Annotated in this window: 23 protein-coding genes and 1 pseudogene; 18 read left to right on the top strand and 6 right to left on the bottom strand. The window is 70.6% G+C overall.

Annotated features, from left to right (window positions below):
- Window positions 1–69 precede the first annotated feature (69 nt).
- The 8 genes from map (at window position 70) to truA (ending at window position 5,517) form a co-directional block, all read left to right on the top strand.
- Entirely contained in the window at window positions 70–906 is an 837-nt protein-coding gene (gene map, locus AB0F04_RS30040) for a type I methionyl aminopeptidase (RefSeq protein WP_362047036.1), read from the top strand.
- A gap of 234 nt (window positions 907–1,140) precedes the next feature.
- Window positions 1,141–1,362 carry a translation initiation factor IF-1 gene (gene infA, locus AB0F04_RS30035; RefSeq protein ID WP_003948620.1) on the top strand — a complete coding sequence of 74 codons (222 nt, stop codon included), beginning with the start codon at window positions 1,141–1,143 and terminating at the stop codon, window positions 1,360–1,362.
- A 59-nt stretch (window positions 1,363–1,421) separates the two neighbouring features.
- Window positions 1,422–1,535, top strand: a complete 114-nt coding sequence (gene rpmJ / locus AB0F04_RS30030) for a 50S ribosomal protein L36 (protein ID WP_003974245.1) — start codon at window positions 1,422–1,424, stop codon at window positions 1,533–1,535.
- A gap of 195 nt (window positions 1,536–1,730) precedes the next feature.
- Complete coding sequence (gene rpsM / locus AB0F04_RS30025) at window positions 1,731–2,111, top strand: 30S ribosomal protein S13 (RefSeq protein WP_004984507.1); 381 nt, start codon at window positions 1,731–1,733, stop codon at window positions 2,109–2,111.
- A gap of 64 nt (window positions 2,112–2,175) precedes the next feature.
- Window positions 2,176–2,580: a 30S ribosomal protein S11 gene (gene rpsK / locus AB0F04_RS30020; protein ID WP_003956432.1), complete on the top strand. Its 405-nt coding sequence runs from the start codon at window positions 2,176–2,178 to the stop codon at window positions 2,578–2,580.
- Between the two features lie 256 nt (window positions 2,581–2,836).
- Window positions 2,837–3,859 carry a DNA-directed RNA polymerase subunit alpha gene (locus AB0F04_RS30015; RefSeq protein WP_003966937.1) on the top strand — a complete coding sequence of 341 codons (1,023 nt, stop codon included), beginning with the start codon at window positions 2,837–2,839 and terminating at the stop codon, window positions 3,857–3,859.
- A 169-nt stretch (window positions 3,860–4,028) separates the two neighbouring features.
- Window positions 4,029–4,514 carry a 50S ribosomal protein L17 gene (gene rplQ / locus AB0F04_RS30010; RefSeq protein WP_362047033.1) on the top strand — a complete coding sequence of 162 codons (486 nt, stop codon included), beginning with the start codon at window positions 4,029–4,031 and terminating at the stop codon, window positions 4,512–4,514.
- Window positions 4,515–4,662: 148 nt separating this feature from the next.
- On the top strand, window positions 4,663–5,517 hold the full coding sequence (gene truA, locus AB0F04_RS30005; protein ID WP_362047030.1) for a tRNA pseudouridine(38-40) synthase TruA: 855 nt from the start codon (window positions 4,663–4,665) through the stop codon (window positions 5,515–5,517).
- A gap of 7 nt (window positions 5,518–5,524) precedes the next feature.
- On the opposite strand, the gene AB0F04_RS30000 is transcribed toward truA, so the two are convergent.
- Window positions 5,525–6,391, bottom strand: coding sequence for a hypothetical protein (locus AB0F04_RS30000; RefSeq protein ID WP_362047027.1), 867 nt, complete (start codon window positions 6,389–6,391; stop codon window positions 5,525–5,527).
- 74 nt (window positions 6,392–6,465) lie between these two features.
- Here AB0F04_RS30000 and AB0F04_RS29995 point away from each other — a divergent pair, with 74 nt between their 5' ends.
- From AB0F04_RS29995 to glmM, 4 genes are all read left to right on the top strand, one after another.
- The gene (locus AB0F04_RS29995) at window positions 6,466–6,786 is read left to right on the top strand and encodes a hypothetical protein (RefSeq protein ID WP_362047024.1); all 321 of its coding nucleotides are present in this window, start codon (window positions 6,466–6,468) and stop codon (window positions 6,784–6,786) included.
- Window positions 6,787–7,003: 217 nt separating this feature from the next.
- On the top strand, window positions 7,004–7,447 hold the full coding sequence (rplM, locus tag AB0F04_RS29990; RefSeq protein ID WP_033308956.1) for a 50S ribosomal protein L13: 444 nt from the start codon (window positions 7,004–7,006) through the stop codon (window positions 7,445–7,447).
- A 42-nt stretch (window positions 7,448–7,489) separates the two neighbouring features.
- Window positions 7,490–8,002 (top strand): 30S ribosomal protein S9, encoded by a 513-nt coding sequence (gene rpsI / locus AB0F04_RS29985; RefSeq protein ID WP_077796742.1) that lies wholly within the window; start codon window positions 7,490–7,492, stop codon window positions 8,000–8,002.
- A gap of 166 nt (window positions 8,003–8,168) precedes the next feature.
- Window positions 8,169–9,527, top strand: coding sequence for a phosphoglucosamine mutase (glmM, locus tag AB0F04_RS29980; protein WP_362047022.1), 1,359 nt, complete (start codon window positions 8,169–8,171; stop codon window positions 9,525–9,527).
- A 77-nt stretch (window positions 9,528–9,604) separates the two neighbouring features.
- Here glmM and AB0F04_RS29975 read toward each other — a convergent pair whose 3' ends face one another.
- Window positions 9,605–10,540 carry a DUF389 domain-containing protein gene (locus AB0F04_RS29975; RefSeq protein ID WP_362047020.1) on the bottom strand — a complete coding sequence of 312 codons (936 nt, stop codon included), beginning with the start codon at window positions 10,538–10,540 and terminating at the stop codon, window positions 9,605–9,607.
- A gap of 32 nt (window positions 10,541–10,572) precedes the next feature.
- Window positions 10,573–11,541, bottom strand: coding sequence for a type I pantothenate kinase (gene coaA / locus AB0F04_RS29970; RefSeq protein WP_362047196.1), 969 nt, complete (start codon window positions 11,539–11,541; stop codon window positions 10,573–10,575).
- Between the two features lie 191 nt (window positions 11,542–11,732).
- On the opposite strand from coaA, the pseudogene AB0F04_RS29965 reads away from it, so the two are divergent.
- From AB0F04_RS29965 to glmS, 3 genes and pseudogenes are all read left to right on the top strand, one after another.
- Window positions 11,733–12,736 (top strand): annotated as a pseudogene (locus tag AB0F04_RS29965) (ATP-binding cassette domain-containing protein).
- Window positions 12,733–13,542: an ABC transporter permease gene (locus tag AB0F04_RS29960; RefSeq protein WP_362047017.1), complete on the top strand. Its 810-nt coding sequence runs from the start codon at window positions 12,733–12,735 to the stop codon at window positions 13,540–13,542. The pseudogene AB0F04_RS29965 and the gene AB0F04_RS29960 overlap by 4 nt, the downstream one beginning before the upstream one ends.
- A gap of 172 nt (window positions 13,543–13,714) precedes the next feature.
- Entirely contained in the window at window positions 13,715–15,562 is a 1,848-nt protein-coding gene (glmS, locus tag AB0F04_RS29955) for a glutamine--fructose-6-phosphate transaminase (isomerizing) (protein WP_362047014.1), read from the top strand.
- 85 nt (window positions 15,563–15,647) lie between these two features.
- Here the strand turns inward: glmS and AB0F04_RS29950 are convergent, their stop codons facing one another.
- Window positions 15,648–16,049, bottom strand: coding sequence for a hypothetical protein (locus tag AB0F04_RS29950; protein WP_362047013.1), 402 nt, complete (start codon window positions 16,047–16,049; stop codon window positions 15,648–15,650).
- Between the two features lie 115 nt (window positions 16,050–16,164).
- On the opposite strand from AB0F04_RS29950, the gene AB0F04_RS29945 reads away from it, so the two are divergent.
- On the top strand, window positions 16,165–16,536 hold the full coding sequence (locus AB0F04_RS29945) for a holo-ACP synthase (protein ID WP_362047010.1): 372 nt from the start codon (window positions 16,165–16,167) through the stop codon (window positions 16,534–16,536).
- A 58-nt stretch (window positions 16,537–16,594) separates the two neighbouring features.
- Here the strand turns inward: AB0F04_RS29945 and AB0F04_RS29940 are convergent, their stop codons facing one another.
- Complete coding sequence (locus AB0F04_RS29940) at window positions 16,595–16,867, bottom strand: hypothetical protein (RefSeq protein ID WP_362047007.1); 273 nt, start codon at window positions 16,865–16,867, stop codon at window positions 16,595–16,597.
- A 125-nt stretch (window positions 16,868–16,992) separates the two neighbouring features.
- Window positions 16,993–18,147 (bottom strand): hypothetical protein, encoded by a 1,155-nt coding sequence (locus AB0F04_RS29935; RefSeq protein WP_362047004.1) that lies wholly within the window; start codon window positions 18,145–18,147, stop codon window positions 16,993–16,995.
- A 208-nt stretch (window positions 18,148–18,355) separates the two neighbouring features.
- Between AB0F04_RS29935 and AB0F04_RS29930 the strand changes: the two genes are divergently transcribed.
- Together AB0F04_RS29930 and alr are read left to right on the top strand one after the other, a co-directional pair.
- Window positions 18,356–19,786: an NAD(P)H-hydrate dehydratase gene (locus AB0F04_RS29930; RefSeq protein WP_362047001.1), complete on the top strand. Its 1,431-nt coding sequence runs from the start codon at window positions 18,356–18,358 to the stop codon at window positions 19,784–19,786.
- 298 nt (window positions 19,787–20,084) lie between these two features.
- Complete coding sequence (gene alr, locus AB0F04_RS29925) at window positions 20,085–21,251, top strand: alanine racemase (RefSeq protein WP_362046998.1); 1,167 nt, start codon at window positions 20,085–20,087, stop codon at window positions 21,249–21,251.
- The last annotated feature ends 2 nt before the right edge of the window (window positions 21,252–21,253 follow it).

Genomic DNA, 21,253 nt, shown 5'->3' with positions numbered 1-21,253 from the left:
CCGGTCGCGCGGCCCCGTATCGTTGAAGGCGTTCGTCGTCGCCGAAGGTCCAGAAAGGCCGTAGCTCCCATGGTGCAGATCAAGAGCCCCGAGCAGATCGCCAAGATGCGTGAGGCGGGGCTGGTCGTCGCCGCCATCCACGCGGCGACCCGTGAGGCCGCCGTCCCCGGGGCCACGACGAAGGATCTGGACCAGGTGGCGCGCAAGGTGCTCGCCGAGCACAACGCCAAGCCGAACTTCCTCGGCTACGGCGGCTTCCCCGCGACGATCTGCACCTCGGTGAACGAGGTCGTCGTCCACGGCATCCCGTCCGACGACGTCGTCCTCAAGGACGGGGACGTCATCTCCATCGACTGTGGCGCCATCATCGACGGCTGGCACGGCGACGCGGCCTTCACGGCCTTCGTGGGGTCCGGTCACTCCCCGGAGCTCGTCGAGCTCTCCCGGGTGACCGAGGAGTCGATGTGGGCCGGTATCGCCGCCATGAAGCAGGGCAACCGCCTGGTCGACGTTTCCCGGGCCATCGAGACCTACATCCGCCGCCAGCCCAAGCCCGGCGGCGGCAAGTACGGGATCATCGAGGACTACGGCGGCCACGGCATCGGCACCGAGATGCACATGGACCCGCACCTGCTGAACTACGTCGACCGGCGGCGCGGCAAGGGCCCCAAGCTGGTGCCGGGCTTCTGCCTGGCCATCGAGCCGATGGTGTCCCTGGGGACGCCGAAGACGGAGGTCCTCGAGGACGACTGGACCGTCATCACGACGGACGGTACGTGGTCCTCGCACTGGGAGCACTCGGTCGCTCTGACGGAGGAGGGGCCGCTCGTGCTGACGTCTCCCGACGGGGGGAAGGCGAAGCTCGCCGAGCTGGGGATCGTCGCTGCTCCGGATCCGCTGGCCTGACCGCTTTCCGGGGTGGGGTCCCGTGCACGTCGGCGACTGCGGGTGCGTTGTGGTTTGTCGCGCAGTTCCCCGCGCCCCTGAAGGGCGCGCATAAAGCCCTCTCCGCCGGGGCAGACTCTCGATTCGTGTTTCTGAGGGCCCTGTCGTAGACTGACTCGTCGGCTCTTGTGTACCCGCATGTCTGCATGCGGCCCGCGCAGAGTCGATCAAGGTAGTCGATTCGAAGGGCGAAGCGTGGCCAAGAAGCAAGGTGCCATCGAGATCGAGGGCACTGTCGTCGAGTCTCTGCCGAACGCCATGTTCAAGGTCGAGCTCCAGAACGGCCACCAGGTCCTGGCACACATCAGCGGCAAGATGCGTATGCACTACATCCGCATCCTCCCTGACGACCGGGTCGTGGTGGAGCTGTCTCCGTACGACCTGACCCGTGGCCGGATCGTCTACCGCTACAAGTAGATCTTGCCCGCATCCCGTTCCGGCGGGGTGGTGGCACTGACCCGGAGAACCTCAATCCCATGAAGGTCAAGCCGAGCGTCAAGAAGATCTGCGACAAGTGCAGGGTGATCCGCCGTCACGGCCGGGTCATGGTCATCTGCGACAACCCGCGCCACAAGCAGCGCCAGGGCTGACGCACGACCGATCCCTCTGCCTTCCTCGCAGAGTCTTCGCGCGACGCAAGCTGAATTAGTTCATACGCAGGGCCCAGGCGGACAGCGATCCGTCTGACACCCCCGGTCGGAGGCCGGGGACCCAGTTCGTACCTGGTACGGCGGCTGGGAGTCGGTTCCTGTGGAAGACCTCCGACAAGTAACTGGAGCCATTGAATGGCACGCGTTTCCGGTGTTGACATCCCGCGCGAAAAGCGCGTGGAGATCGCCCTCACCTACGTGTTCGGCATCGGCCGGACCCTCTCCCAACAGACGCTGGCCGCCACCGGCGTGGACCCGAACACCCGTGTTCGGGACCTCTCCGAGGAGCAGCTGGTCGCGATCCGCGAGTACGTCGACAACAACATCAAGACCGAGGGTGACCTCCGTCGCGAGATCCAGGCCGACATCCGCCGCAAGGTCGAGATCGGTACCTACCAGGGTCTCCGTCACCGTCGTGGTCTGCCCGTCCGCGGTCAGCGCACCAGCACCAACGCTCGTACCCGCAAGGGTCCGCGTCGCGCCATCGCCGGCAAGAAGAAGCCGGGCAAGAAGTAGTCCACAGCGGACGCCTGTCCACGGTCTTCGCTGTAGGACCGACCACCTCCCGTAGGAGTTATAGATGCCCCCCAAGGGTCGTCAGGGCGCTGCCAAGAAGGTGCGCCGCAAGGAAAAGAAGAACGTCGCTCACGGCCACGCGCACATCAAGAGCACGTTCAACAACACGATCGTCTCGATCACGGACCCGTCCGGCAACGTGATCTCCTGGGCCTCCGCCGGCCACGTCGGCTTCAAGGGCTCCCGGAAGTCCACGCCGTTCGCCGCGCAGATGGCCGCCGAGTCGGCTGCCCGCCGCGCCCAGGAGCACGGCATGCGCAAGGTCGACGTGTTCGTGAAGGGCCCGGGTTCCGGTCGTGAGACCGCGATCCGCTCCCTGCAGGCCACGGGCCTCGAGGTCGGCTCCATCCAGGACGTCACCCCGACCCCGCACAACGGCTGCCGTCCGCCGAAGCGCCGCCGCGTCTGACGCACCGGCTCAGGCCGGTCGGCATCCTGCTGGGGGTGCGGGGGTCGTCCCCCGCAGTGTCGCAGCACGGCTGCCGTCCGCCGAAGCGCCGCCGCGTCTGACGCGAGGCTGCTGCACGCAGACCGTGGTTCCGGGCGGTACGGCTCCGTAAAAGGGCCGTATCGCCCGTACCCTTGCAGTACCCGCACTTTTCCCGGTGCGGTTTCCGTCGGGCGTCATATAGCGGGCGTCCACGAAAGAAGGATCTGATCCACACATGCTGATCGCTCAGCGTCCCTCGTTGACCGAAGAGGTCGTCGACGAGTTCCGCTCCCGGTTCGTGATCGAGCCGCTGGAGCCGGGCTTCGGTTACACCCTCGGCAACTCCCTGCGCCGCACCCTCCTGTCGTCGATCCCCGGTGCCGCTGTCACCAGCATCCGCATCGACGGCGTCCTGCACGAGTTCACCACCGTGCCGGGCGTCAAGGAGGACGTCACCGACCTGATCCTCAACATCAAGCAGCTGGTCGTCTCCTCGGAGCACGACGAGCCGGTCGTGATGTACCTGCGCAAGCAGGGCCCGGGTCTGGTCACCGCCGCCGACATCGCGCCCCCGGCCGGTGTCGAGGTGCACAACCCCGACCTGGTCCTCGCCACGCTCAACGGCAAGGGCAAGCTGGAGATGGAGCTGACGGTCGAGCGCGGCCGCGGTTACGTCTCCGCCGTCCAGAACAAGCAGGTCGGCCAGGAGATCGGCCGGATCCCGGTCGACTCCATCTACTCGCCGGTGCTCAAGGTCACGTACAAGGTCGAGGCCACGCGTGTCGAGCAGCGGACCGACTTCGACAAGCTGATCGTCGACGTCGAGACCAAGCAGGCCATGCGCCCGCGTGACGCCATGGCGTCCGCCGGCAAGACCCTGGTCGAGCTGTTCGGTCTGGCCCGCGAGCTCAACATCGACGCCGAGGGCATCGACATGGGCCCGTCCCCCACGGACGCCGCCCTGGCCGCCGACCTGGCGCTGCCGATCGAGGAGCTGGAGCTCACCGTTCGGTCGTACAACTGCCTCAAGCGCGAGGGCATCCACTCCGTGGGTGAGCTCGTCGCCCGTTCCGAGGCGGACCTCCTGGACATCCGCAACTTCGGTGCGAAGTCCATCGACGAGGTCAAGGCGAAGCTGGCCGGCATGGGCCTGGCCCTGAAGGACAGCCCGCCCGGATTCGACCCGACCGCCGCCGCGGACGCGTTCGGTGCCGATGACGATGCTGACGCCGGTTTTGTGGAGACCGAGCAGTACTGATTCGGCTGCCGGTCCGTTGTGGCTGGTCGCGCAGTTCCCCGCGCCCCTTACGGGGCGCGGACCCTTCCGGGCGTCTGAAAGGGCGCCCGGATCTCTGACAGGCAACCGTCTGCTCAGATACTGACCCCGGTACCTGATACGGCCGGGGCAGACACCTAGGAGAAACACCATGCCGAAGCCCACCAAGGGTGCCCGTATGGGCGGCAGCGCCGCGCACGAGAAGCTGCTCCTCGCGAACCTCGCGAAGGCGCTGTTCGAGCACGGTCGCATCACCACCACCGAGGCGAAGGCGCGCAAGCTGCGTCCGTACGCCGAGCGTCTGGTCACCAAGGCGAAGAAGGGTGACCTTCACAACCGCCGTCAGGTGCTCCAGGTCATCACGGACAAGAGCATCGTGCACACGCTCTTCACCGAGATCGGCCCGCGCTACGAGAACCGTCCGGGTGGCTACACCCGCATCACCAAGATCGGTAACCGCCGTGGCGACAACGCGCCCATGGCCGTCATCGAGCTGGTCGAGGCGCTGACGGTGGCGCAGGAGGCGACGGGCGAGGCCGAGGCCGCGACCAAGCGCGCCGCGAAGGACGCCGAGGCCTCCGAGGCTCAGGTCGACACCACCAAGGCCGAGGACGCCGAGGAGTCGAAGGACGCGTAAGCGTCTGCCGGGGACCGTGCGTCGGAGGCTGCGGCTTCGTCGTGGTCGTTCGCGCAGTTCCCCGCGCCCCTGAAGGGCGTTGTTGGCGGGTCCGTTCCCCTTGTGGAGGGGGACGGGCCCGCCTTCGTGTTGGTGAGAGGATCCTGGGGTGAGTGACGAAGTAGAGGCCGGCCACGTCCGGGTCCGGCTCGATCTGTCGTACGACGGGAGTGAGTTCTCCGGGTGGGCCAAGCAGGCCGGGGGGCGGCGCACCGTGCAGGGGGAGATCGAGGACGCCCTGCGGACCGTGACGCGGTCGGGGGAGACGTACGAGCTGACCGTCGCGGGGCGTACCGATGCCGGGGTGCACGCGCGGGGACAGGTCGCGCATGTCGATCTGCCGCGTGAGGTGTGGGCCGAGCACCACCAGAAGCTGCTGAAGCGGCTGGCCGGCCGGTTGCCCCGGGACGTACGGGTCTGGGCCCTCCGGGAGGCGCCCAGCGGCTTCAACGCCCGTTTCTCGGCGGTCTGGAGGCGGTACGCCTACCGGGTCACCGACAACCCCGGCGGCGTCGATCCGCTGCTGCGCAGCCATGTGCTGTGGCACGACTGGCCCCTCGACGTGGACGCCATGAACGAGGCGGCCCGGGGGCTGCTGGGCGAGCACGACTTCGCGGCCTACTGCAAGAAGCGGGAGGGCGCGACCACGATCCGCACCCTCCAGGAGCTGAGCCTGGTGCGCGGTGACGACGGGATCATCACCGCCACCGTGCGGGCCGACGCCTTCTGCCACAACATGGTGCGCTCGCTCATCGGGGCGCTGCTGTTCGTCGGGGACGGGCACCGGCCGGCCGACTGGCCGGGCAAGGTGCTGGCGGCCGGGGTGCGGGACTCGGCCGTGCACGTCGTACGGCCGCACGGGCTGACGCTGGAGGAGGTCGGCTACCCGGCCGACGAACTGCTCGCCGCGCGCAGCAGGGAGGCGCGCAACAAGCGGTCGCTGCCGTCGGCCGGCTGCTGCTGACGTCCGGTCACTCGTTCGCCGCGGCCGAGGCCTGGGCCTCGCCGCGGCGGCGGATCTGGTTGAACGTGAACTGGACCAGGTCGTCCCCGGTCCTGTAGACCGCGGTGTCCTTGGGCGTCACGTTCTTGCCGCTGGTGAAGCCGGCGTTGCTGAAGTAGGCGTAGCGGCCGTAGGAGTTGCTGGTGGTGCGGCAGAAGCCGGACTCGCAGAAGGCCTTCACGCCGCCGCCGGAGAGCGACTTGATGTAGCTCTTCTTGGTGCTCTGGCCCCTTGCCTCGGCGGCCTGGGCCTCGGTGTCGAAGACGGCCACGCCGACCGTCACCGCGATGCCGTCCTTGACGTAGGTCACCCGTATCAGACGGGTGCAGTCGTTCCCGGTGAGGATCTTGGGGAGGGTGCCGCCGGCCGCCGAGGCGCAGTCCCTCGTGTCCGCCGTCGGGCCCTTCTTGTAGACCGTCTCGCCCACGGTGAGCTGGGTGCCGGGGAAGAGCGTGTCCGGGCTGAGCGGGGCCTTGTCCTTCTTCGCGCTGGCGATGAAGTCCTTCGGGTCCAGCGGCGGCGGGGCGCTGGTCGGGGCGAAGGACGGGGCCGAGGCGGACTGGCTCGGGAGGTCGGACGAGGGCAGGGAGGTCGGGTTGCCCCGGTTGTCGCCCCCGGCCGAGACCACGGCCACCGCGACGGCCGTGCCGATCGCGACCGTGGCGAAGGCGCCGCCGCCGATCAACAGGACCCGTCGTCGCTTGTTGCGGGCCTCGGAGGCTTCAGCGAGCGCTGCCCAGTCCGGGGACTGGCCGCCCCCGCTGTTCCAGGGCTGCTGCGACTGCGGTTTCCAGGGATCCCACTGGGACTGAGGTCCCCCCTGCCCAAAGCTCATGGGGCGCATCTTAGACGGGACAAGGGGCGTGCTGGTCCGTCCGGTTGGGCTCTCGAGCCCCTAGCGTTCCTCCCATGCGCACGGGCAAAGGCGACATCTGCGGGTGGTTGGGGCGACTGCTGCCGACCGTGGTGCTGCTGGGGTGTCTGCTGTCCTGGCCGGCCCTGGCGGCCGGGGTGTGGCCATCGGTCGTGGTGGGGGCGCTGGGGGCTGTGGGGGCGGTCCGCCGGCCGCGCGGTGGCGGGTCCGTGCTGCGGTGGTGTGCCGCGGTGGCGGTGGACGTGCTGGTCTCGTCGGTGTTTCCCTATGCACGGCCGCCGCGCCGGCGGACCCTGCGCAGGGCGGTCACGCTCTGTGCCGCCCTGTGCGTCTCGGTGACCGAGCGGCTGCGGTGATACCGCGTTTTGACCCTTGTGGTGCGCCCCGGTATTCTGCTTGTTCGTTGTGTATTGGCTTGCTCATTCTCACGGGACGGGCCCTTACACCGGTCCACCGGGCCGATGACCAGCGACCCCACGTACGCGGTATGCGTCGCCGCAGTGCGGTCCAGGCTGTCGTGATCGTTTCGGTGACCAGTTATGGACCATTCACTCGAAGCGAAGGCTACGAACCGTGCGTACGTACAGCCCCAAGCCCGGCGATGTGACGCGCCAGTGGCACGTCATCGACGCTCAGGACGTTGTCCTGGGTCGTCTCGCCACCACTGCCGCGACGCTCCTCCGGGGCAAGCACAAGCCGATCTACGCGCCCCACGTCGACGCTGGTGACTTCGTCATCATCATCAACGCGGACAAGGTGCACCTGTCCGGCAACAAGCGGACCCAGAAGATGGCGTACCGCCACTCCGGCTACCCGGGTGGTCTGCGCTCCGTCCGCTACGACGAGCTGCTCGACAAGAACCCCGAGAAGGCCATCGAGAAGGCCGTCAAGGGCATGCTCCCCAAGAACACGCTGGGCCGTCAGATGCTCTCGAAGCTGAAGGTCTACAAGGGTGACCAGCACCCGCACGGCGCGCAGCAGCCGCAGCCGTTCGAGATCACCCAGGTCGCGCAGTAAGTCCGGCCACCCCCTAAGACTGAAGAGAATCTGAGGAGCATCGTGGCCGAGACCACTGCCGAGCAGCCGCTCGAAGAGATCGACATCGACAGCTACACCACCGAGTCCGAGGTCCCCGTCGAGGGTGAGTACACCTCGGAGTCCATGGCGTCCCGCTTCGGCGAGCCCCAGCCGGCCGCCGGCCTGGGCCGTCGCAAGAACGCCATCGCCCGCGTCCGGATCGTTCCGGGCACCGGCAAGTGGAAGATCAACGGTCGCACCCTCGAGGACTACTTCCCGAACAAGGTGCACCAGCAGGAAGTCAACGAGCCGTTCAAGGTTCTGGAGCTCGAGGGCCGTTACGACGTCATCGCCCGCATCGCCGGTGGCGGTGTCTCCGGTCAGGCCGGTGCGCTCCGTCTCGGTGTCGCCCGTGCGCTGAACGAGGCCGACGTCGACAACAACCGCGGCCCGCTGAAGAAGGCCGGCTTCCTCAAGCGCGACGACCGTGCGGTCGAGCGCAAGAAGGCCGGTCTGAAGAAGGCCCGCAAGGCTCCGCAGTACAGCAAGCGCTAAATCGCGTCGCCTGTCCTCGCGACCGGCCTCGCTACGATCGCCCCGGCGGCACGGTTGTGCTGCCGGGGCGGTTCGTTTACACAACCCCTACAGCCCCCGGACAGTCTCAGGGGGTGCACATCGGGATGTGAGCCGCATTCCCCTCAGCAATTCGGAGGACACCACTGTGGGACGACTCTTCGGCACGGACGGCGTGCGCGGTGTCGCCAACGCGGACCTGACGGCGGAAATGGCCCTGGGCCTCTCCGTGGCCGCGGCACACGTACTGGCCGAGGCGGGCACGTTCGAGGGACACCGGCCCAAGGCCGTGGTCGGACGTGACCCCCGTGCGTCCGGGGAGTTCCTGGAAGCCGCGGTGGTCGCGGGCCTCGCCAGCGCCGGCGTGGACGTCCTGCGGGTCGGTGTGCTGCCGACGCCCGCCGTGGCGTACCTGACCGGGGAGCTCGGTGCCGACCTCGGCGTGATGCTCTCCGCCAGCCACAACGCCATGCCGGACAACGGCATCAAGTTCTTCGCCCGCGGCGGCCACAAGCTCGCCGACGAGCTGGAGGACCGCATCGAGTCCGTCTACGAGGAGCACCGCACCGGTGCCCCGTGGGACCGGCCGACCGGGGCCGGAGTGGGCCGCGTGCGCGCGTACGAGGAGGGCTCCGAACGGTACGTCGCGCATCTGCTGAGTGTCCTGCCGAACCGGCTCGACGGGCTGAAGGTCGTCCTCGACGAGGCGCACGGCGCCGCCGCCCGGGTCTCGCCCGAGGTGTTCCAGCGGGCCGGTGCCGAGGTCGTCACGATCGGGGCCGAGCCCGACGGGCTCAACATCAACGACGGGTGCGGTTCGACGCACCTGGACAAGATCAAGGCCGCCGTCGTCGAGCACGGCGCCGACCTCGGCATCGCGCACGATGGCGACGCCGACCGCTGCCTCGCCGTCGACCACACCGGCGCGGAGGTGGACGGGGACCAGATCCTCGCCGTGCTCGCGCTGGCGATGCGGGAGCGGTCCGTGCTGCGGTCGGAGACGGTCGTCGCCACGGTGATGTCGAACCTCGGGTTCAAGCTCGCCATGGAGCGCGAGGGCATCCGGCTGGTGCAGACCGCCGTCGGTGACCGGTACGTGCTGGAGGAGATGAAGGAGCACGGGTTCGCCCTCGGGGGCGAGCAGTCCGGGCACGTGATCATCCTCGACCACGCGACGACCGGCGACGGGACGCTGACCGGGCTGCTGCTGGCGGCCCGGGTGGCGCAGAGCGGCCGCACGCTGGCGGATCTCGCCGGTGTCATGGAGCGGCTGCCGCAGGTGCTGATCAATGTGCCGGATGTCGACAGGACGCGGGTGGGGACGTCCGCGGAGCTGTCGGCGGCGGTCTCGGATGCGGAGCGGGAGCTCGGGGAGACCGGGCGGGTGCTGTTGCGGCCCTCCGGGACCGAGCCGCTGGTCCGGGTGATGGTGGAGGCGGCCGATATCGAGCAGGCCCGGTCCGTGGCCGGGCGGCTCGCCGATGTGGTGAAGTCCGCGCTCGGCTGACGAACCGGGCCGGGGGGCTGCGGTTGGCTGCGGGCTGACCGTCCGTTGTGGCTTGTCGCGCAGTTCCCCGCGCCCCTCTAGGCGTCGGCCTTCTGGCGTTCTCTTGCCCAGAACCACTTCTGGGCCAGCAGGGTCGCCGTGCCCGCCACGACGATGCCCAGCAGGTTCAGCAGCAGCTGCTCCGTGGAGCCCCAGGTCTGGCTGGTGTCGCCGTAGCTGAGGGCGACTGCCGCGTTCGCGGCGGCCGGGACCGTGGTGACGGAGATGGCCACCCCCACCAGCGCGCCCGACTTGGCGGAGGTCAGGGAGAGGGTGCCGGCGATGCCGGCCAGGACCGCCACGATGAAGGAGAACTTGTCGGGGGCGTAGATGAAGCCGGTGTTGGGGCGGTCGGCTTCCAGGCGGCTCTCCGTGAACTGGCCGGCCGCGTCCATGAGGAGGCTGAAGCCGACCGTCACCGCCATCGCCACCGCGAAGCCCACCAGCAGTGCGATCAGCGAGCGAAGGGCCAGCCGCGGCCGGCGCCGGACGATCGCGGTGCAGATGCCGGTGAGGGGGCCGAACTCGGGGCCCACCGCCATGGCGCCCACGATCAGGATCGCGTTGTCCAGGACCACACCGCACGCGGCGATCATGGTGGCGAGCGTGATGAAGGCGAGGTAGGTGACGGAGAGGGTCGACTCCTCGTGCGTCGCCTCGGTCAGCTGCTCCCACAGGACCGCGTCCGCGCCCTCGCCCGGGGCGTCGGCCTCCGCCTTGTCGGCCCGCTCCGACAGGGACAGGTCGATGGACTCCACAGCGATGGAACCGGTGGTGTCGATGCCCAGTTCCCGCAGCCCGGCGAGGAGTTCGTCGCCCGCCTCGCGGGCCACGTCGCACATCACCACGTCCCCGGCGGGGTCGCGGGAGACGCCGGGCAGCACGACGAGGTGGGTGGTGCCGACCGTCTTCTCGATCAGCAGGACCACCTCGTCGGTCCTGCCGGCCGGTGTGATCAGACGCAGATGGAGCATGGCGCCCATCTAACCGGTCTTTCCCCCGGCGGTCACAGCTTGCGCAGGCTCAGCCGCTGCACCTTGTGGTCCGGGCCCTTGCGCAGCACGAGGGCGGCGCGGCCGCGGGTGGGCGCGATGTTCTCCACCAGGTTGGGCCGGTTGATCGTGCGCCACATCGTCCGGGCGTAGTCCAGGGCCTCCTCCTCCGAGACCTGGGTGTACTTGCGGAAGTACGAGGACGGGTCCTGGAAGGCGGTCGCGCGCAGCTTGCGGAAGCGGTTGAGGTACCAGGTCTCGATGTCCTCGACGCGGGCGTCGACGTACACGCTGAAGTCGAAGTAGTCGGCGAGGCCGACGCGGGTGCGGCCGTCCTTGCCGGGCAGGGCCGGCTGGAGGACGTTCAGGCCCTCGACGATCAGGATGTCGGGGCGGCGGACCGTGAGCCTCTTGTCGGGGACGATGTCGTAGATCAGGTGGGAGTAGACGGGCGCGGTGACCTCGTTCTTGCCGGCCTTGATGTCGGCGACGAAGCGGGTCAGGGCGCGGCGGTCGTAGGACTCGGGGAAGCCCTTGCGGGACATCAGGCCGCGGGCCTGGAGGTCCTTGGTGGGCAGCAGGAAACCGTCGGTGGTGACCAGCTCGACGCGCGGGTGCTCGGGCCAGCGCGAGAGCAGGGCCTGCAGGAGGCGGGCGACCGTCGACTTGCCCACGGCGACCGAACCGGCGACCCCTATGACGAACGGGGTGCCCGACTGGGAACCCTGCTCGCCCAGGAACGTGTTCAGCGCGCCTCTGAGGCCGTCGGTGGCACCGACGTAGAGGTTGAGAAGTCTGGACAGCGGGAGGTAGATGTCCCGCACCTCGTCGAGGTCGATCACGTCGCCGAGACCGCGCAGCTTCTCGACCTCCTCGGCCGTCAGTGGAAGCGGCGTCTTGTCACGCAGCGCGCTCCACTCGGCTCGGGTGAGGTCGACGTAGGGAGTCGCCTCCGGGCGGGGCCGGTGGGCGCTCCGGGGCATCGAGGAGACCGGAGAGATCACAGTCCATTGTTACGGGCGTACGAACGGGTGGTGAGGTGGGATCCGTCACGCGAGGTGTTCGCCCCGTTTCCTCCTGAGAAAAAGTGATGCGGGAGGAATGTCAGTGGTGTGCGTCACAGTTGTGGGAGAGGTGGGCCCGGTCCGGGGTCCACGGACGCCTGGGGGTACCCATGACGTACGCGATAGAGGCGGAAGGCCTGGCCAAGCGGTTCAAGGAGACCGAGGCGCTGGTCGGCGTCGACCTGGCGGCCCGCAAGGGCACGGTGCTCGGGCTGCTGGGGCCCAACGGCGCGGGAAGACGACCGCGGTGCGGATCTTCGCGACACTGCTGCACCCGGACCGCGGCAGGGCTCGGGTGGCCGGCCACGACGTGGTCCGGGAAGCCGGGGTCGTACGCTCCCTCGTCGGGCTGACCGGGCAGTACGCGGCGGTCGACGAGAACCTGACCGGAACGGAGAACCTGCTGCTCATCGGCCGTCTGCTGGGCCTGCCGAGGCGAGAGGCGAAGGCGCGGGCCGGTGAACTGCTGGAGCGGTTCCAGCTGACCCACGCGGCCGGGCGGGCAGCCAAGACCTTTTCGGGCGGCATGCGCAGGCGCCTGGATCTCGCGGCCAGCCTCGTCGGCCGGCCCAGCATCCTCTTCCTCGACGAGCCGACCACCGGTCTCGATCCGCACAGCCGCGGTGAGCTGTGGGACATGCTGCGCGGCCTGGTCGCGGACGGTGCGACCGCCCTGCTGACCACGCAGTATCTGAACGAGGCCGATGTCCTCGCCGACGACATCGTGGTGATCGACAAGGGCCGCGTGATCGCCGAGGGCACACCGGACCAGTTGAAGGCGCAGGTCGGAGGCCAGGTGCTGGAGCTCAGGCCGATCGTCGGGCGGGACCTCGGGCGGGCCCACGCGCTGGTGGCCGGGGCCGCAGGGCCCCAGGCCCGGATCGAGGGCGAGACGGTCACCGCCCCGGTGAAGGACCCCGAGCTGATGCCGGCCGTCGTGCGCGCGCTGGACCGGGAGGGCATCGCGGTCGGTGAGCTGGCCCTGCGCCGCTCCTCGCTCGACGAGGTCTTCCTCTCCCTGACCGGCCACCGCGCCGAGCCGGGCGAGGCCGAGGAGGACGGTGGTGCGGCCGTCCGAGAGGAGGATCTGGAAAAGGCGGTGAGCGGGTCATGACCGCCACCAGCCTCACCGCGCCGGTCACGGGGTCGGGTCGGGTGCCCGCCCTCGCAGGGCTGCGGCAGACCTTCACGATGGCCTGGCGGAGCCTGGTCGCCGTCAAGCACAACCCCCTCGAACTGGTCGACTACAGCATCACGCCGATCATGTTCGTGTTCCTGTTCACCTACGTGCTGGGCGGGCAGATGGCCGGCTCACCCGATGCCTATCTGAAGTACGCGCTGCCCGGGATCATCGTGCAGAACACCCTGTTCATGACGATGTACACGGCGATGGCACTCAACACCGACCTCACCAAGGGCGTCTTCGACCGGCTGCGCAGCCTGCCCATCGCCCGCTCGGCCCCGCTCATCGGCCGGATCACCGCGGACCTCGCCAAGCACCTGTGGGCGCTGCTGCTGATGATCTGCCTCGGCCTGGCGCTCGGCTTCCGCATCACCGGCGGACTCGGCGGTCTGGTGCTCGGCGCGCTGCTGGTGATGGTGTTCGCCGCAGCCGTGTCCTGGAGCGCGGTGTTGATCGGGATGCTGGCAGGCGACGCCGAGAAGGTCCAGGCGTTCGCCTTCACGCTCATCTTCCCGATCACCTTCACCAGCAGCGCGTTCGTCGTCGTCGACACGATGCCCGGCTGGCTCCAGGCCTGGAGCGACGTCAATCCCGTGACGCACCTGTCCGACGCGTTCCGTGGGCTGCTGCTGGGCGGGGCGGTCGCGGAGCCGGTCTTGTGGTCGCTGGTGTGGGCGGCGGGTATCGCGTTGGTCTTCTACCCGCTGGCGATGCGGGCTTACCGGGCGAAGGTCTGAGAGGTGCTCAGGGGCGCGGAGGCATCGGTTCCGCCATGAGTTCGGAGTTCGGCGGATCGCAGGCGACGGGAGCGGAAAGTCACCGCCGCAGGTCCGCGAAAGGCGGGATCATTTCCGATTCCGGGCACGCTGGAGGGGTTTTCCGGGAGTATCGGCCCGTAGGCTGCGCCTCATGTGTGGAATCGTGGGATACGTGGGGCCGCAGTCCGCGCTCGAGGTCGTGATGGCCGGGCTGAAGCGGCTGGAGTACCGGGGGTACGACTCGGCGGGCGTCGCCGTCCTGGCCGACGGGGGGCTGGCGACGGCGAAGAAGGCCGGCAAGCTGCTCAACCTGGAGAAGGAGCTGGACGGCAGACCGCTGCCGACCGGCACGACGGGCATCGGGCACACCCGCTGGGCCACGCACGGCGGGCCCACGGACCGCAACGCCCACCCGCACATCGACAACGCGGGCCGCGTCGCGGTGGTGCACAACGGCATCATCGAGAACTTCGCGCTGCTGCGGGCCGAACTGGCGGAGCGCGGCCACGATCTGTCCTCCGAGACGGACACCGAGGTCGTGGCGCATCTGCTCGCCGAGGAGTTCTCCTCCTGCGCGGATCTCGCCGAGGCGATGCGGCTGGTGTGCCGACGGCTGGAGGGGGCGTTCACCCTGGTCGCCGTGCATGCCGACGAGCCGGACGTGGTTGTGGGCGCGCGGCGCAACTCGCCGCTGGTGGTCGGCGTGGGGGAGGGCGAGGCCTTCCTCGCGTCGGACGTCGCCGCGTTCATCGCCCACACGCGTGCGGCGATCGAGCTCGGGCAGGACCAGGTGGTGGAGCTGCGCCGGGACGGCGTGACGGTGACGGGCTTCGACGGCCGCCCGGCCGACGTGCGGTCGTACCACGTCGACTGGGACGCGTCGGCCGCGGAGAAGGGTGGCTACGACTACTTCATGCTCAAGGAGATCGCCGAGCAGCCCAAGGCGGTCGCCGACACGCTCCTGGGCCGGGTCGACGGGGCCGGGTCGCTGACGCTGGACGAGGTGCGGATCCCCCAGGGGGTGCTGCGGGAGATCGACAAGGTCGTCATCGTCGCCTGCGGTACGGCCTTCCACGCCGGGATGATCGCCAAGTACGCGATCGAGCACTGGACGCGGCTGCCCTGCGAGGTGGAGCTGGCGAGCGAGTTCCGCTACCGGGACCCGATCCTCGACGCGCAGACGCTCGTGATCGCCATCTCCCAGTCGGGCGAGACCATGGACACGCTGATGGCGTTGCGGCACGCCCGTGAGCAGGGCTCCAGGGTGCTGGCGATCTGCAACACCAACGGCTCGACGATCCCGCGCGAGTCGGACGCGGTGTTGTACACGCACGCCGGGCCGGAGGTGGCCGTCGCCTCGACCAAGGCGTTCCTGACGCAGCTCGTGGCGTGCTACCTGGTCGCCCTGTACCTGGGTCAGGTGCGCGGCACGAAGTGGGGGGACGAGATCCGGGCGGTGATCCGCGACCTGTCCTCGATCGCCGGTGCGGTGGAGGAGGTGCTGGGCACGATGGAGCCGGTGCGGGAGCTGGCGCGCACCCTGGCCTCGAAGAACACGGTGCTGTTCCTCGGCCGGCACGTGGGGTATCCGGTGGCTCTCGAAGGGGCGTTGAAGCTCAAGGAACTCGCCTACATGCACGCGGAGGGGTTCGCGGCCGGGGAGCTGAAGCACGGGCCGATCGCCCTGATCGAGGAGGACCTGCCGGTGGTCGTGGTGGTGCCCTCGCCGCGCGGCCGGTCGGTGCTGCACGACAAGATCGTGTCCAACATCCAGGAGATCCGGGCGCGCGGCGCGCGCACGATCGTGATCGCGGAGGAGGGCGACGAGGCGGTCGTGCCGTACGCGGACCACCTGATCCGGGTGCCGGCCACGCCGACCCTGCTGCAGCCGCTCGTGGCGACGGTGCCGCTGCAGGTGTTCGCCTGTGAGCTGGCGACGGCCCGCGGCAACGAGGTGGACCAGCCGCGGAACCTGGCGAAGTCGGTGACGGTGGAGTGAGCGGGAAGCCGGAGTGAGCGGAAGGGGCGAAGGGCCGGATGCCCTTCGCCCCTCGGCTCAGCCCGTCAGGGCGTCAGTGCTCGGCTCAGATGGGCAGGCAGGTCGCCGGGACCCAGCCCTCCACGCTGGTGCTGTTGGGGCCGCCGAAGTACCACTTGTTGCTCGTCTTGCCGCAGGCCGTGTAGCTGCCGCCCGTCACGGGCCTGCTGCCGCCGAAGCAGATGCCGCCGTTCTGGCCCTTGCCCCAGGTGCCGAGGGCGGTCGAGCTCGTCTTGGGCTGGCTGCGGAGGTTGACGGTCGCCTTGGGCTTCACGTTGGTCAGCGCGCTGCTGCAGTCGGGCTGCGTCGCCGCGGCGGCGGTACCGGCCGTGGCGACGGTGCCGGTGAGGGCCGTGGCGAGGAGAGCTATGGCACTGGCCGTGGTCCCCAGCGACGTGAACTTCATGGGGTGGATGTCCTCCCGTTCGGTGCGATGCCGTTTGCTCATCGCGGTCAGCGCGAACTCTACATCTGCCAGGGGGAGTTGAAGATCGTGGGTGGCGCGGGCGGCGCTTGGGGAGCCTTTGCCGCCGGATCCGGCCCGTCACCGTAGGGTGCTGCCCATGAGCATCATCGGGGTCGGCATCGACGTTGCCGAGATCGAGCGGTTCGCGGCTTCGCTGGAGCGTACGCCCGCGCTGGCGGGACGGCTGTTCGTGGAGCGGGAGTTGCTGCTGCCCAGTGGGGAGCGGCGGGGGGTCGCCTCGCTCGCCGCGCGGTTCGCGGCCAAGGAGGCGTTGGCCAAGGCGCTGGGTGCTCCGCCGGGGCTGCTGTGGACCGACGCCGAGGTGTGTGTCGAGAACACGGGGCGGCCCTGGCTGCGGGTGACCGGGACGGTGGCCGCCCGGGCCGCCGAACTCGGCGTGCGCAGCTGGCACGTGTCGCTGAGTCACGATGCGGGCGTCGCCTCCGCGGTGGTCATCGCCGAGGGGTGAGAGCCCCTCCGGGGCGGGGCCGGGACCCGCGACGCCGGCATGCTCCGAACGGCAGGCCCTAGTACAGGGCAAAGAGCAGTGTGGCCGTGGCGATGAAGGCGATCGCGCCCAGGGCCGCACCGGCCGCCGCCGGCCACGCCCGGCCCATGCCCTTGCGGGCGTAGTGGAGGCCCATGGCGCCGAACGTCATCGCGAGCGCTCCGGCGAGGACCGTCCAGGGAAACAGGAACGCCCAGGTGCCCACGGCCGAGAAGATGCCGAGGACCAGGGCCGTGGGGCCGAGGGCGGTGGCGGGGCTGTCCGATGTCGTGGATGCAGTCGAGTTGGTCATGTCTCGTCGATCCCCCTTTTTGAACGAGTTCAAAACACGGCTCGACTATACGCCCGGCACGGCATCCGGCGAAACAGGGCCCGAAGCCCCCGCCCTGGTGAGGCGCGAGGGCTTCGGTGGCGCGGTCAGCAGATCGACTGGCCGCTGTTCACCCGGGTGATGTTGCGGAACGTCGTGTTCTCGCCGCACGGGCTCTCCCTGATGGCCGTGTCGGTGACCGTCAGGTTCTGGATGGTGATGTCCCTGTTGTTGGGGAACTCCGAGCGGGCGGCCAGGCGCAGTTCGCCGCCGCCCGTGATCGTGCCGCTCCGGGCCGCGAGGCTGACGTTGTAGCAGTTCTCGATCAGGACCGAGTTGTTGCCCGTGCGGGAGAGCGTCACCTTGTCGATGACGGCCCCGCCGCTCTCCGAGACGCAGAACACGCCCCGTCCGCCGCCGCGTGCGACGACCTCGCCGACGCGGATGTTCGTGGGGTAGCCGCTGCCGATCCGGCCGTTGCGATTGGCCATGCGAAAGGCGGCGTACCCGGTGCCCGTGCCGGCGTTCTCGGCGTCCACCTTGGTGATCGTGGCGTTGACGGTCTGGTTGAGCAGCAGGCCCGACTCGCCGACGTTGCGGGCCGTCACCGTGCCGATGGTGAGGCCGTCGACGCCGTACGTCTCGACCGCGTGGCTGGACGCGCCGGAGACGTAGACGTCGTCGATGCGGACGTTGCGCGTCCACTGGCTGGTGTCGCCGCGGTTGTCGATGCGGACGCCCAGGCCGCGGGTCAGGCGCATGTCGATCTGGCCGAGCACCACGTTCTGGACGTTGCGCAGGAAGATGCCGTACAGCGGGGTGCCGGTGAGCTTGAGGTTCTGGACCTCGACGTCGCGGGTGCCGCGCGAGTAGACCGGCGCCTGGTCGCCCGAGCCGCTGCCGGTGACGTCGATGGTGCCGCAGACGTCGAGGGCCGTGTAGCTCGGCAGGGAGATGCGGGAGCCCGCCGGTACCGAACCCGAGCCGCGGACCACGACCCGTTCCTTCGCGGTGCGCCCGGGGGTGAGGCTGTTGACCGCGGCCTGGACGGCCGCGCGCATGTCGGTGCCGGTGTACACCGTGCCGCCGCCGCGCCGGGCGGTCCAGGTGCCGCCGCTCTGCACGGCCTCGGCGTGGTGGGAGCCGTCTCCGCAGGCCAGTGCGCGCGTGGGCGCGGCCGTGGCGGGGGCGGTCAGGGTGCCGGCCGCGGTGAGGAGGGTGGTTGCGGCGACGGCGGCGAGTAAGGCGGCTCTGCGTCCCATGGGGGCCTCGGTTTCGTCGGACGTGGGGGGGTGGGCAAGCGGTGCGCAGCGGGTGGGCAAGCTGCGTGCAAGCGCTTTCTGCGCGGCCGGGAGTCTGGCAAAGGGGCGGCAGAGCGTCAATGGACGCGGCACGGATCGCGCAGCGGGAGAGGAGCGGAGGCGCGTGTGAGGGGGAGTGGCCTGGCGGTACTGCGGGAAACTCGACCGCATGCGTACTGCGTACAGCGTGGAGACGGTCCGGAACGCCGAACGGGAGCTGATGGCGCGGCTGCCGGAGGGGGCGCTGATGCAACGCGCCGCCGCCGGGCTCGCCGCGGCCTGCGCCGACCTGCTGGGGCGGGTGTACGGGAGCAGGGTCGTGCTGCTGGTCGGCAGCGGCGACAACGGCGGTGACGCCCTGTACGCCGGAGCCCGGCTGGCCCGCCGGGGGGCGGGGGTCACCGCGGTGCTGCTCGCGCCGGAGCGGGCGCACGCGGCGGGGCTCGCGGCGTTGCGGCGGGCCGGAGGGCGGGTCGCGGCGGCCGGCCGGGGTGAGGCGCTCGTCGAGGGCGCGGACCTCGTCCTCGACGGGATCGTCGGGATCGGGGGGAAGGGCGGGCTGCGGCCGGACGCGGTGCCGTTGGCCGCTGCCGCCGCACGGTCGCGGGGAGCCGTGGTCGCCGTCGATCTGCCGAGCGGTGTCGACGCCGACACCGGGGAGGTGCACGGGGTCGCCGTGCGGGCCGATCTGACCGTCACGTTCGGGACGCACAAGCCGGGACTCCTGATCGATCCCGCCCGCGAGTACGCCGGTTCGGTACGGCTGGTCGACATCGGGCTGGAACTGCCCCCCGAGCCGGAGCTGGAGGCGCTGCAGCACCTGGACGTGGCCCGGCTGCTGCCGGTGCCGGGGGCGGAGAGCGACAAGTACCGGCGGGGCGTGGTCGGGATCGCCGCCGGGTCGGCGCGGTACCCGGGGGCCGCCGTGCTCGCCGTCTCCGGGGCGCTGCGGGGCGGTGCCGGGGCCGTGCGATACGTAGGCCCGGCCGGGGACGCGGTCATCGCGCGGTTTCCCGAGACGCTCGTGTCGGACCAGGGGCCGAAGCAGGCCGGACGGGTGCAGGCGTGGGTCGTCGGTCCGGGGGCCGGGGACGACGCCGGGACGGTGGCGGAGGTGCTGGCGGCGGACGTGCCGGTGCTGATCGACGCGGACGGGCTGCGGCTGGCGGACGCCGGGGTCGTGCGGGGGCGGCGGGCGCCGACGCTGATGACACCGCACGCGGGGGAGGCGGCGGCCCTGCTGGGCGTGGACCGGGCGGAGGTCGAGGGCGGCCGGCTGGCGGCGGTCCGGGAGCTGGCCCGGCGGTACGGGGCGACCGTGCTGCTGAAGGGATCCACGACGCTGGTGGCCGACTCGGGAGGCGGCGCGGTGCGGGTGAACCCGACGGGGACGGGGTGGCTGGCCACGGCCGGAAGCGGCGACGTGCTGTCGGGGCTCGGCGGCTCGCTGCTGGCGGCCGGGCTGTCCGCGGTGGACGCGGGGAGTGCCGGGGCGTACCTGCACGGTCTGGCCGGACGGCTGGCGGCGGACGGGGCGCCGGTGGGGGCGCATGACGTGGCGGAGGCGGTCCCGGAAGCCTGGCGGAATGTGCTGGGGTGACGCCCCGGTGTGTCGCGGGACGGGGCCGGGCGCTTCCGGGCTCGGCGGCATGCCGGGGGCGAGTGGGGTGCCGGGGATCGAGGGGCCGGGCCGGTCGGAGGCGGCCTGAACACGAGGGCGACCACTCCAACGGCGGCACCGTCATATCCGGCCACGCTGTACGACACGCCCCTGCCGTACCCCCGGTACAGCCCTCCGCACCGTGGTCGGCTCGCCGGGCCGCGTCGCAGTCGCCCCCGGCGACGCACAGAGGCACGTAGGCGACCCGCCGTCGGAGCCCTCTGAGACACTGGGCGCGATGAGCGAGAGAACAGCCCCGACCGCGCCCCTGCGGGCCCGCGCCGAGATCGACCTGGCGGCCCTGCGGGCCAATGTGCGGGCCCTGCGCGGCCATGCGCGGGGCGCGGCCGTGATGGCCGTGGTGAAGTCCCAGGCGTACGGCCACGGGGCTGTGCCGTGCGCCCGCGCGGCACTCGCGGCCGGGGCGAGCTGGCTGGGCACGGCCACGCCCGAGGAGGCCCTCGCCCTGCGGGCCGCCGGGCTGCCGGGCCGCATCATGTGCTGGCTGTGGACGCCCGGAGGGCCGTGGCGCGAGGCGATCGACGCCGAGCTGGACGTGTCGGTCAGCGGGATGTGGGCCCTGGAGGAGGCCGTCGAGGCGGCCAGGGGAGCCGGCCGGCCCGCTCGGGTGCAGCTGAAGGCCGACACCGGCCTCGGGCGGGGCGGCTGTCAGCCCGGGGACGACTGGGCCGCGCTCGTCGACGCGGCGCTGCGGGCCGAGGCCGAGGGGCTGCTGCGCGTCACGGGGCTGTGGTCGCACTTCGCCTGCGCCGACGAGCCCGGGCACCCCTCCATCGCCGCCCAGCTCGCGGTGTTCCGGGACATGGTCGCGTACGCCGAGGGACGGGGCGTACGGCCCGAGGTCCGGCACATCGCCAACTCCCCGGCCACCCTCACGATCCCCGAGAGCCACTTCGACCTGGTCCGCACCGGCATCGCCACCTACGGCATCTCGCCCAGCCCCGAGCTCGGCACGCCGGCCGACTTCGGGCTGCGCCCGGTGATGACCCTGTCCGCCTCGCTGGCCCTGATCAAGCACGTACCGGGCGGGCACGGCGTCAGCTACGGCCACCAATACGTGACACCCGGCCCGACGACCCTCGGCCTGGTGCCGCTGGGTTACGCGGACGGTATCCCGCGGCACGCCTCCTCGGCCGGGCCGGTCCTGGTCGAGGGCAAGTGGCGCACGATCGCCGGACGGGTCGCCATGGACCAGTTCGTGGTCGACCTGGGGGGCGACGAGCCGGAGGCGGGGGCCCAGGCCGTCCTCTTCGGGCCGGGGGACCGCGGCGAGCCCACCGCTGAGGACTGGGCCCAGGCGGCCGGAACCATCGCCTATGAAATCGTGACCCGGATCGGAACGCGTGTTCCTCGCGTCTATGTGAATGAGGAACAGGACGGGTAACT

Source organism: Streptomyces sp. NPDC029041 (assembly GCF_040637515.1).
In the GTDB taxonomy this organism is placed as follows: Bacteria; Actinomycetota; Actinomycetes; order Streptomycetales; family Streptomycetaceae; genus Streptomyces.
Note: the sequence above shows the minus strand (reverse complement) of the source record. Positions and strands in the feature narration are given on the sequence as shown.

Bases quoted from the DNA above. Each gene is read 5' to 3' on its own strand.
- AB0F04_RS29960 (WP_362047017.1), top strand. From the start codon at position 12,733: ATGACCGCCACCAGCCTCACCGCGCCGGTCACGGGGTCGGGTCGGGTG.
- glmS (WP_362047014.1), top strand. From the start codon at position 13,715: ATGTGTGGAATCGTGGGATACGTGGGGCCGCAGTCCGCGCTCGAGGTC.
- rplQ (WP_362047033.1), top strand. From the start codon at position 4,029: ATGCCGAAGCCCACCAAGGGTGCCCGTATGGGCGGCAGCGCCGCGCAC.
- rpsK (WP_003956432.1), top strand. From the start codon at position 2,176: ATGCCCCCCAAGGGTCGTCAGGGCGCTGCCAAGAAGGTGCGCCGCAAG.
- AB0F04_RS29935 (WP_362047004.1), bottom strand. From the start codon at position 18,147: ATGGGACGCAGAGCCGCCTTACTCGCCGCCGTCGCCGCAACCACCCTC.
- AB0F04_RS30015 (WP_003966937.1), top strand. From the start codon at position 2,837: ATGCTGATCGCTCAGCGTCCCTCGTTGACCGAAGAGGTCGTCGACGAG.
- map (WP_362047036.1), top strand. From the start codon at position 70: ATGGTGCAGATCAAGAGCCCCGAGCAGATCGCCAAGATGCGTGAGGCG.
- AB0F04_RS30000 (WP_362047027.1), bottom strand. From the start codon at position 6,391: ATGAGCTTTGGGCAGGGGGGACCTCAGTCCCAGTGGGATCCCTGGAAA.
- alr (WP_362046998.1), top strand. From the start codon at position 20,085: ATGAGCGAGAGAACAGCCCCGACCGCGCCCCTGCGGGCCCGCGCCGAG.
- AB0F04_RS29995 (WP_362047024.1), top strand. From the start codon at position 6,466: ATGCGCACGGGCAAAGGCGACATCTGCGGGTGGTTGGGGCGACTGCTG.
- coaA (WP_362047196.1), bottom strand. From the start codon at position 11,541: ATGCCCCGGAGCGCCCACCGGCCCCGCCCGGAGGCGACTCCCTACGTC.
- AB0F04_RS29940 (WP_362047007.1), bottom strand. From the start codon at position 16,867: ATGACCAACTCGACTGCATCCACGACATCGGACAGCCCCGCCACCGCC.
- AB0F04_RS29945 (WP_362047010.1), top strand. From the start codon at position 16,165: ATGAGCATCATCGGGGTCGGCATCGACGTTGCCGAGATCGAGCGGTTC.
- rpmJ (WP_003974245.1), top strand. From the start codon at position 1,422: ATGAAGGTCAAGCCGAGCGTCAAGAAGATCTGCGACAAGTGCAGGGTG.
- AB0F04_RS29950 (WP_362047013.1), bottom strand. From the start codon at position 16,049: ATGAGCAAACGGCATCGCACCGAACGGGAGGACATCCACCCCATGAAG.
- AB0F04_RS29930 (WP_362047001.1), top strand. From the start codon at position 18,356: ATGCGTACTGCGTACAGCGTGGAGACGGTCCGGAACGCCGAACGGGAG.
- rpsM (WP_004984507.1), top strand. From the start codon at position 1,731: ATGGCACGCGTTTCCGGTGTTGACATCCCGCGCGAAAAGCGCGTGGAG.
- AB0F04_RS29975 (WP_362047020.1), bottom strand. From the start codon at position 10,540: ATGCTCCATCTGCGTCTGATCACACCGGCCGGCAGGACCGACGAGGTG.